Raw genomic sequence first — 9,249 nt, 5'->3', positions numbered from 1 at the left:
GAAGCCGAGGTTGCGTTCGTTGCGCAGCAGGGTGATCCGCCCTTCGCCGGCAAGCGCCGCGAGGTCGCGGGAAAGATCCGGCTCCGGGCCGGCGTCGTCGACGACGATGACCTCGTGCGGGGTGCCGTCCTCCCGCGCGGCGGCGAAAACCGACCGCAGGCAGGCCAGCGTTTCCTCCCGGCCGCGGTAGACCGGGATGATGACGTCGACCACGGGGTCGGCGGGCCGTCCCCTCGAGGAGCCTCCCGGCGGACGGGCCGGGATTGGGCCGACCGGCGACGGCCGGAACGGCGGCCGGCCGGGTCCCGGCCAGGGCAGAGGGCTGCCGGCGAGCGGAACCTCCCCCGGCCCGGCGGTCACCCGCAGAGGGCCGACGGCCAAGCCGCTGCCGTTCAGATCGAGCGTGAAGGCGTAGTCGCCGTCCTCGATCCCGAAGGCGTGAGCGGCCTCCATGGGCTGGTCGGTGGCCAGCGTGATGGAGTGGCCGGCGGAATCACGGACTTGCACCGCCACCCGCTGCGGCGGGTCGCCCGGGCACCAGGCCCAGCCGGACAGCCGGGTGGTGCCGTCCGGGGCGTCCTCCAGCACGGCGCTGCCCTCGACGGCGGCGCAGCGGCGCGGCTGCAGCGGTGCGCCGAGGAGGGGCCGGCCGTCCAGCGTGACGGACAGGGTTTCGCCCTCGGTCTCCGGCCCCAGGGGCAGGGAAAAGCGGACGAGGCCGGCCGCCGGGTCGGGCTGGCCATGGCGCTGCAGGAAGGACGGGCCGTCGAGCACAAGGCAAGGTCCCCGGTCCGAAGCGATGCGCAGGACGCTGCCCGCCCCCGTCCGGTCCGGGCGCAGTGCCCCGACGATGCGCAGGCCGAGGTCGGCCGATGCCCAGCCCATGGCGGCACCGGATCGCGCGGCGTGGTCGGCGAGGTCGGCCAGCAGCGGCGCGACGCCAACGGGAAAACGCTGCAGCAACCGCTCGACGAGCGGGATGAAGCGGTCCATGGCGTCGAGCCGGGCCAGGGCCTGGCCGAGCACGATCGACGCCGTCGGCGTGGGCGCCCGCTCGGCCACCGCCTCCAGCAGGGGAGGGACGTCGCTGGAGCGGTCCGCCGCGACCAGAAGGGCGGCGAGAAAGGCCTTGAGCGCGATGTCGTTGGGCGCGAAGCGCGCGCTGCGTTCGGCCCAGCGCAGGGCTTCGCCGAGGTCGCCGCGGGCGACGGCGCAGCGGGCCATCCCGGTGGCGCCGTTGATGTGGCTCCGGTCGTCGCGCAGCAGGGCACGGGCTTCCCGCTCGGCCTCGGCCCAGCGGCCGTCGGCAATGGCGCGTTCCAGAGCGCCCGAATCGGGCTTCGGCGTCTTTGGGGAACTCATCCGTTTCGCCGCGTGGGAACCTGCGCACCGGCAGAACGGAGATTGATCATGACGTCAGGCCCTGGCCCGTGAACGGAATGGCGACGATGGCCGGAGTCCCCGCCGGTTCCGCATCCGTCCGACGGCGACGAGGCGCCTGGGATGGTGTCGCTGAAGGCGGTGCCTGGACGGCTCGGCATGTCTCCCGGAGGCTTTGATGATGCAAGCCGCTCAAGGAGAAGGCACGGAACAAAAACGGCATAAAAATGGACCTGCCGATTGCTCGGCAGGTCCATCAGGGGCGTGCAGGGGCCCTCTTATCAGACGGCGAAGTTGCTGGCGCTCAGGTTGGTGACGCCGGCAACCGTGATCTGCGTGCCATCCGACAGGGAGATGATCGAGCTGCCGCCCGACACCGTGACCTTCGCCGCAACCTGCGCCGCGGACATGCCGTAGCCCTGGACCGCGATGAGGTCGGTACCGGCCTTGAAGTCGCCGATGACGTGCTTGCCGCCGCCGAACACGGTGCTGAACACGAAGACGTCGTTGCCCTCGCCACCGAACAGCGTGTCGTTGCCGACGCCGCCGATCAGGGTGTCGTTGCCGGCGAAGCCGCCCAGGACCGCGTTGCCGGTCTTGGAGGTGCTGCCGATCAGCAGGTCGTTGCCGCCGCCGCCGGCGATCGTGGTGTTGCCCGAGCCACCGAACAGCGTGTTGTTGCCGGCCGCCGACGCGATGGTCGAGTTGCCCGAGCCGCCGATGACCAGGTTGGAACCGCCGACCACGTTGATCACGGCGTTGCCCGCGCCGGCGCCGATGGTGGCGTTGCCGCCGCCCGCGATGACGGTGTCGTTGCCGGCCGCGAAGACCTGGTTGTTGCCGCCGACGAGACCGATGAGGTTGTTGCCCGCACCGGCGGTCAGCACGTTGTTGCCGGCCGCGGCCACGACGGTGTCGGCGCCCGAGCCGCCGAGGATGGTGGCCGAGCCGCCGGCGACCGTCGAGGTGCCCAGGAGCTGGCCGCCGGCGCCGCCGACGATGGTCTGGTTGGTGCCCGTGCCGGCCTGGAGGATCGTGCCGGCCTTGTCGTTGGCGACGAGCAGCTGGTTGTTGCCGGCGCCGCCGATCAGGGTCACCGGAGCGGTGTTGTCGGAGGCGATGACCGCGCCGCCCGAAACGCTCGACAGAGCGTAAACGCCGCCGACGGTGGCGTTGACGATCGCGTTGCTGTTGAGCTTGGTGGAATCAACCAAGCTCGTGTTCTTCAGAATGGCACCCGCCAGCGTGGAAGGAGCGGCGGCATTGGTGATACCACCTGTGACCGTAGTGACCGTGGACATAGTAAGGACCCCCCGCAAAACCGAATAAAACTTATGCCTAAGGGTCGGATACCATTGGTAATCCCTTTTTGCAAGTGCGGAATGGAACATGTGGTCATGGGGACCACCATCGGGTTACCTATGTCACAGCGCAGCGTTACCCAAAGATAATATTTCATTTTTAAAATATGAACGAAAGGATGCATAAGTCCATAAGGTGGCTATGGCCTTTGCGGTCCGAGCACCAAGTCCCATGTTAAAATTGACGCATTGGGTTGTGGCGGCGGCGGATGCCTGTTTCCGGCCGCCGTCCTTGGGAACCGGTGCTTCCGGGAGGGCGTGATTCGCTCCGCTTTGCTCCGATTCCTGCGCAGGGCGACGAAGGGAGCAACCCGCTTACGCCCCGCCCCGGCCGGTCCGACTGGCCGCGGCCATTCCGGTCAGGTTGACAGGCCTTCCCCTCTCGCCTAGCTCCGGAGCACGCCGCCGGGAAGGCCGACGGCGCTGTCCGGACGACACGGGATAAGGAAGTGCCCAGCATGCTCGACCAACCGGCGGCTCCGCGCCGCGTCCTGGTGACCGGAGGGGCCGGCTACATCGGCAGCCACGTTCTCCATGCCCTGACCGACGCCGGGATTCCCGCGGTGACCATCGACAACCTGTCGACCGGCCGCCGCGCCGCCGTGCCGGAGTCCGTGCCCCTGGTGGAGGGGGACGTCGGGTCGGCCGACCTGTTGGACCGGGTGATTCGCGCGCATGACGTGGACGCTGTGATGCACTTTGCCGGGTCGATCGTGGTACCCGAATCGGTGGAGAAACCGCTCGCCTACTACCGCAACAACACGGTCAGCAGCCTCACCCTGCTCGACGCCTGCGCGCGGTTCGGGATCGACAAGGTGGTCTTCTCCTCCACCGCGGCCGTCTACGGCGCCACCGACCGCGTGCCGATCGACGAGGACACGCCGACCGCCCCGATCAATCCCTATGGCGCCTCCAAGCTGATGACGGAGCGGATGCTGCGGGACGCCGAGCCGGCCCATGGCCTGCGCAGCGTCATCCTGCGCTATTTCAACGTGGCCGGCGCCGACCCGGCGGGCCGCACCGGCCAGGCGACGCCGACCGCGACCCACCTCATCAAGGTCGCCTGCCAGGCCCTGCTCGGCCGCCGGCCGGCCCTGTCGATCTTCGGCACCGATTATCCGACCCCGGACGGCACCTGCATCCGCGACTACATCCACGTCAGCGACCTTGCCGAGGCTCATGTCCTGGCGCTGCTCCACCTGCGCGGCGGCGGCGAGAGCCTGACGCTGAACTGCGGCTACGGGCGCGGCGCCTCCGTCCTGGAGGTCGTGCGCACGTTGGAGGCGGTCAGCGGCGAGACGGTCCCCGCCACCTTCGCCGACCGGCGTCCCGGCGACCCGCCGCAACTGGTCGCCGGGGCTGACCGGATCCGCGAGCGGCTCGGCTGGGTCCCGAAGCACGACCGGCTGGACGAGATCGTCCGCAACGCCCTCGCCTGGGAGCGTTCGCTTCCCGGGTGAGCGGTCTTACAGCCGCCACAGCTCCACGCCGTCCGGCACCGATGCGCGGTCGAGCAGGCCCTTGATGTCCATCACCAAACCGCGGCCGTCCTTTAGCAGGCTGGACACCAGACCCCAGCCTTCGGCCCGGTAGGCGGCGTGCGGGACGGCCAACACCACGGCGTCGGCCGGCGGCAGGTCCCCGCGCGGGGTCAGGGCGAGGCCGTATTCGTGCGCGACCTCGTCCGCCGCGGCGAGCGGGTCGTGCACGGCCACCTCCACGCCGAAGCCGCGCAGTTCCGCCACGATGTCCACGACGCGGGTGTTGCGGATGTCGGGCACGTTCTCCTTGAAGGTCAGCCCCAGCACAGTGACGCGCAGCGGGCCGGGCCGTCCGTCCCGAGCGCGCAGCAGCCGCTTCACCGTTTCCTGCGCCACATACTGGCCCATGGTGTCGTTGATGCGCCGGCCCGCCAGGATGACCTCCGGGTTGTGGCCGAGCTGCTCGGCCCGGTGGGTCAGGTAGTAGGGATCGACGCCGATGCAGTGGCCGCCGACGAGGCCCGGCTGGAACGCCAGGAAATTCCACTTGGTGCCGGCGGCGGCCAGCACATCGCGGGTGTCGATGCCCATGCGGTGGAAGATCACCGCCAGCTCGTTCATCAGCGCGATGTTGACGTCGCGTTGGGTGTTCTCGATCACCTTGGCGGCCTCCGCCACGGCGATGGAGGCGGCCTCGTGCACGCCGGCCTTCACCACGCTGCCATAGACCGCCGCGACGATTGCCCGCGTCTCCGGATCGGAACCGGAGACGACCTTGGTGATCGTCTCGAACCGGTGCTCCCGGTCGCCGGGGTTGATGCGCTCCGGCGAATAGCCGACCGTGAAGTCCTGTCCGTAGATCAGCCCCGATTCCGCCTCCAGGACCGGCACGCAGTCCATCTCGGTGGCGCCGGGATAGACGGTGGATTCGTAAACCACCACGTCGCCGCGCTTCAGATGCCGCCCGACGGTGCGGCTGGCGGCCAGCAGCGGGCGCAGATCGGGGCGCTTGGCGTCGTCGATGGGGGTCGGCACGGTGACGATGTGGAAATCGGCCTTCGCCAGGCCCGCCGGATCGTCGGTCAGCTGCAGGTTGGCCGCGGCCAGATCCGCGTCCGCCACTTCGCCTGTGTGGTCGTGCCCCTTCCGCAGCGCCTTGATGCGGCGCGTGTCGATGTCGAAGGCCACGACAGGTGCGCCCGTCCGCCCGAACGCGACGGCCACCGGCAGGCCGACGTAGCCGAGCCCGATCACCGAGATGCGGCGGGAATGGGTCATGATGGCGACGGTTCCTTGGAGAGCGGAATGGGGGTGGCTGTCTTATACACGCCCGGTCGCCGCTGGGGAGCGGTTAATGGGATCGCCCCGACCGGGCACAGCAAGGCGATCAATCGAAGAAAATGAAGCCGTGATCGCCCGTGTAGCCGGCGCCGTCCGCGATCCAGGCCCAGCTTTCCGGGCTGTGGAACGACAGGCAGGTCAGTTGCCAGTACAGCAGATTGGCCTTTTCCCGTTCGTCCCGGAAGCTCTCCACCATGAAATACTTCCGATCGCCGCGCCCGACCCGCTGCATTTCGGACAGCGCCTGGAACACTCCCTCGATCGGCAGATTGTGGAAGGTGCCAAGCGAAATCACCGCGTCGAAGGAGCCCTCCGGATACGGCAGCGACCGGCAGTCACCGACCTGGAGGAAAGGCCGGATCTCCTCCTTGGCGTTGGCGATGCCATACTCGGAGACATCGATGCCCGCCACTTCGATGCCCGGCACCACCTGGGTGAACTCGTAGAGCAGAAAGCCCTTGCCGCACCCGATGTCGAGCAGCCGGTCACCGGCCTTCAGCCCGTAATGCGCGGCGATCCGCTCGGCGACCGGGCGCCAGCGGCCGTCGTAGCGGTAGCCGCCATAACCGAACCGGCGCTCTCCGTCCCAATAGTCGCGGTCGAACCGGCGGGCGACTTCGGCGCATTCGGCCTTGTCGTGCTCGACCACGCGCTGGACGTAGTTGCGCCGGGTCGAGCTGTGCAGGGATTGGATGAAGTCGATGCGGGCCATGGTCAGAACCTCACCGGAGCCATGTGGGTGAGCGCCTGCTGGACGCTCCAGATGTCTTCCAGCCGCCCGATGTCGGCTTCACTGGCCAGGACCAGCCCTTCCACGGCGGTGTGCAGGCAGGCGCCCGTATCGAGGATCCGACGGTAGATCTCCTGGCGGCGGCCCCGCCGTTCCGGCAGCATGAACAGAGTATAGGCGATCATGCCGTCCAGTCCGGGCAGTTCGGCCAGCACCTGTTCCAGCATCATGTAACAATGCGGCATCGCGTATTCGGTGGCCGACAGCTTGAAGGTCAGCCCCGACCGCGCCGCGTAGTCGCGGATCACCAGATTCTGGACATGCTGCGGGATGCGGCTCCCGAGGACGGGTCGCGAGCCGATGTAGCCCCGGTATCCCGAGCGCAGGGTTTCCGGGCGCTCATTCATGGAAACCCGCCGGCATCTCGTAGTCGAGTCCAATACGGCTTGCCGGCCGCAGGGTGATGGGTTCGAAGAACTCGCCCAGCTTCTTGTCGGCGTAGGGCGTGAAGACCCCCTTGAAGCGGCAGTTCATGGACCAGCGCGCGTCCGCTTCCCGGTTCACCCGGTTGCCATGGGCAAGGTTCTGATTGAACAGGAGAAAATGCCCGTACGGGACGTCCATCCAGGTCAGGTCGGGCTCAATGGCGGCAAACATCTCGTCCACGCTGCGGGCGGCGAAGCGGTGCAGGTTGCGCTCGAGCTCGGCGTTGGGGCCTGGGGGAAGCAGGAACATGCTCTTGCTGCCATGGCAGTCCACCAGGGGAATCCACAGCACCACCTCGAACGGGCTGTCGCCCGACCAGGTGTCGGCGTGCACGGGAAGCAGCGAGCTGTCGTCGTCCGGCAACTGGATCGACAGATTGACACGGCGCTGCATGCACAGCTCGCTGCCGACGATGGCGGACAGGGTGCGCCGGGCGACCGAGAAATAGGCGGCGCGCAACCAAGGCTGCGCGTTCATGCCGCCGATCATGGCCAGCCGGAAGGCGTTGAGTTCCTCCACCGGCACGACATCGCCGATCCGGTCAAGCAGGCGGCCGGGCGGATCGGGACGTTCGGCGCCCTCATCCATGCCCAGGCGATGGCGGGCGAGACCGACCATCAGGTCACGGATCGCGTCCAGCGCCGCCCGGTCCTCCGCCGGGGCGACGATGAAGCCGTCCCGGCGGAAGCGGTCGCCGAGCGCGCGCTCCTCCGCGGTCAGGAAGTCGAAGGACGGCGTCATGCCGCGGGCTCCAGCGCGCGCATCACGCGGTCGGCGATCTGGTCGGGCTGAAGGCCGGCCAGACGCATCAGGTGGTCGTTGCCGCCATAGCCCTCGGGGAAGGCGTCCGGCAGCGCCAGACGGAGCAGGCGCGCGCCGGTCGGTTCCTCCGCCATCAGCTCGGCGACGGCGCTGCCGAGGCCGCCCATGCGCGTGTGCTCCTCCACCGTCACGACGAGGCGCGCCGCGACGGCGGCACGGCGCACGGCGGCGGCATCCAGCGGCTTCACCGTCGCCATGTGGATCAGGCCCGCCCGGATGCCCGCGGCCTCAAGCCGTTCCGCCGCGGCCAGGGCCTTGGCGGTGACGATCCCGGTGGCGATGAAGGTGACCTCCTCCGGCGGACGCATCTCCAGCGCCCTGCCGATGGCGAAGGGGGTGTCCTGCGCGGTGACGATGGGCTCGTTGCCCTTGCCGACGCGGATGTAGAGGGGACCGGGCCAATCCAGGCTCGCGTCCATCAGCTTGACCATCTCGACCTCGTCCACGGGGGCGACGATGGTCATGTTGGGCAAAGCGCGCAGGATTGCGATGTCCTCGAAAGCAAGATGGGTGGGGCCGAGCGGCGCATAGACGGTGCCTCCGCCGGTGGCGATGAGGCGCACCGGAAGGTTCTCCATGCAGACGTCGATGGCCAGCTGGTCGAAGCAGCGCCGGGTGAGGAAGGTCGCGATGGTGTTGACGTAGGGGACGAACCCCTCCATCGCCATGCCCGCGGCCATGCCGATGATGTGCTGCTCGGCCACCCCTTCCATGAAGAAGCGCTCGGGCATGTCCCGCTTCATGCCCTTCAGCACGCCGGGACCGAGGTCGGAACCGATGAACACGACCCGGCTGTCGCGGCGGGCCAGCGTGTCCACCATGTTGACGGCGTGCTGTCTCATTCCGCGCGCTCCAGTGCTTCCCGCATGGACGCCACATCGGCCGCGCCCACTTTGGCCTTATGGTGCCAATCCGGATTGAATTCGGCGAAGTCGAGCCCCTTGCCCTTCACCGTGTGGCAGATCACCACCGAAGGCTGGCCGGCGGCGAAGGGCAACTGGCCGAGCGTTTCGCGCAGCGCCGCCACGTCATGCCCGTCGACCTCGCGCACCGCCCATCCGAACGCCCGCCATTTGTCGGCCAGCGGCTCCAGGTCCAGCACGTCCTTGACCAAGCCGTAGGACTGCAGCTTGTTGTAATCGACGAGAACGGTGAGATGGTCCAGCCGGTGCTTGGCCGCCGACATGGCCCCTTCCCAGATCGACCCCTCGTCCAGTTCGCCATCGCCGGTGATGACGAAGACGCGCGACGGGCGCCGTTGCAGGCGGGCCGCCAGGGCCATGCCGATGCCGATCGACAGGCCGTGGCCCAGCGATCCGGTGGACGCCTCCACCCCCGGAATGTGGGCCCGTTCGGGATGGCCGCCGAGCATCGCCCCGGGGTGGCACTGGCGAAGCAACTCGTCCTGCGGGAAGAACCCCTTGTCGGCCAGCACGGCGTACCAAGTCAGGCAGCCGTGGCCCTTCGACAGGATGCAGCGGTCACGGTCCGGCCAGCCCGGCTCGTCCGGGCGGACGCGCAGGACGTCGTCGTAAAGGACCCGCAGGATCTCGACGAGGGACAGGGAGGACCCGATGTGGCCGCGTCCTCCTCCTTCCAAGGCGTCAATGATCCGTCGTCTCAGGTAGCGTGATCGTTCGTCCATGGC

General features: G+C 68.7%; 9 protein-coding genes. 1 reads left to right on the top strand and 8 read right to left on the bottom strand.

From position 1 onward, the window contains the following. On the bottom strand, window positions 1-1,362 hold a 1,362-nt coding region (locus tag ACWPN5_RS31810; protein ID WP_492299549.1), incomplete at its 3' end, for a glycosyltransferase. 299 nt (window positions 1,363-1,661) lie between these two features. Continuing rightward, window positions 1,662-2,594, bottom strand: a complete 933-nt coding sequence (locus tag ACWPN5_RS31805; RefSeq protein WP_247888683.1) for a calcium-binding protein — start codon at window positions 2,592-2,594, stop codon at window positions 1,662-1,664. 605 nt (window positions 2,595-3,199) lie between these two features. On the opposite strand from ACWPN5_RS31805, the gene galE reads away from it, so the two are divergent. Continuing rightward, entirely contained in the window at window positions 3,200-4,201 is a 1,002-nt protein-coding gene (gene galE / locus ACWPN5_RS31800; RefSeq protein ID WP_145689656.1) for a UDP-glucose 4-epimerase GalE, read from the top strand. A gap of 6 nt (window positions 4,202-4,207) precedes the next feature. Here the strand turns inward: galE and ACWPN5_RS31795 are convergent, their stop codons facing one another. The 6 genes from ACWPN5_RS31795 to ACWPN5_RS31770 form a co-directional block, all read right to left on the bottom strand. Beyond that, window positions 4,208-5,500 (bottom strand): nucleotide sugar dehydrogenase, encoded by a 1,293-nt coding sequence (locus ACWPN5_RS31795; protein WP_200477133.1) that lies wholly within the window; start codon window positions 5,498-5,500, stop codon window positions 4,208-4,210. A gap of 109 nt (window positions 5,501-5,609) precedes the next feature. Continuing rightward, window positions 5,610-6,275: a class I SAM-dependent methyltransferase gene (locus ACWPN5_RS31790; RefSeq protein ID WP_200477132.1), complete on the bottom strand. Its 666-nt coding sequence runs from the start codon at window positions 6,273-6,275 to the stop codon at window positions 5,610-5,612. Window positions 6,276-6,277: 2 nt separating this feature from the next. Then, window positions 6,278-6,700 carry an LIC12192 family sporadic carbohydrate cluster protein gene (locus ACWPN5_RS31785; protein WP_145689662.1) on the bottom strand — a complete coding sequence of 141 codons (423 nt, stop codon included), beginning with the start codon at window positions 6,698-6,700 and terminating at the stop codon, window positions 6,278-6,280. Then, window positions 6,693-7,520: a sporadic carbohydrate cluster 2OG-Fe(II) oxygenase gene (locus tag ACWPN5_RS31780; protein WP_145689664.1), complete on the bottom strand. Its 828-nt coding sequence runs from the start codon at window positions 7,518-7,520 to the stop codon at window positions 6,693-6,695. The genes ACWPN5_RS31785 and ACWPN5_RS31780 overlap by 8 nt, the downstream gene beginning before the upstream one ends. Continuing rightward, a complete protein-coding gene (locus ACWPN5_RS31775) occupies window positions 7,517-8,443 on the bottom strand; it encodes a transketolase family protein (RefSeq protein WP_200477131.1) in 927 nt (308 codons plus the stop codon). Before ACWPN5_RS31775 ends, ACWPN5_RS31780 begins: the two co-directional genes overlap by 4 nt. Further along, complete coding sequence (locus ACWPN5_RS31770) at window positions 8,440-9,246, bottom strand: transketolase (RefSeq protein ID WP_145689668.1); 807 nt, start codon at window positions 9,244-9,246, stop codon at window positions 8,440-8,442. The genes ACWPN5_RS31775 and ACWPN5_RS31770 overlap by 4 nt, the downstream gene beginning before the upstream one ends. Window positions 9,247-9,249: the final 3 nt, after the last annotated feature.

It is taken from the genome of Azospirillum sp. UENF 211521 (assembly GCF_058780535.1).
The sequence above is the reverse complement of the archived record's forward strand: the minus strand, read 5'-3'. Positions and strand labels throughout refer to the sequence as shown.

Bases quoted from the DNA above. Each gene is read 5' to 3' on its own strand.
- ACWPN5_RS31780 (WP_145689664.1), bottom strand. From the start codon at position 7,520: ATGACGCCGTCCTTCGACTTCCTGACCGCGGAGGAGCGCGCGCTCGGC.
- ACWPN5_RS31770 (WP_145689668.1), bottom strand. From the start codon at position 9,246: ATGGACGAACGATCACGCTACCTGAGACGACGGATCATTGACGCCTTG.
- ACWPN5_RS31785 (WP_145689662.1), bottom strand. From the start codon at position 6,700: ATGAATGAGCGCCCGGAAACCCTGCGCTCGGGATACCGGGGCTACATC.
- ACWPN5_RS31790 (WP_200477132.1), bottom strand. From the start codon at position 6,275: ATGGCCCGCATCGACTTCATCCAATCCCTGCACAGCTCGACCCGGCGC.
- ACWPN5_RS31795 (WP_200477133.1), bottom strand. From the start codon at position 5,500: ATGACCCATTCCCGCCGCATCTCGGTGATCGGGCTCGGCTACGTCGGC.
- galE (WP_145689656.1), top strand. From the start codon at position 3,200: ATGCTCGACCAACCGGCGGCTCCGCGCCGCGTCCTGGTGACCGGAGGG.
- ACWPN5_RS31775 (WP_200477131.1), bottom strand. From the start codon at position 8,443: ATGAGACAGCACGCCGTCAACATGGTGGACACGCTGGCCCGCCGCGAC.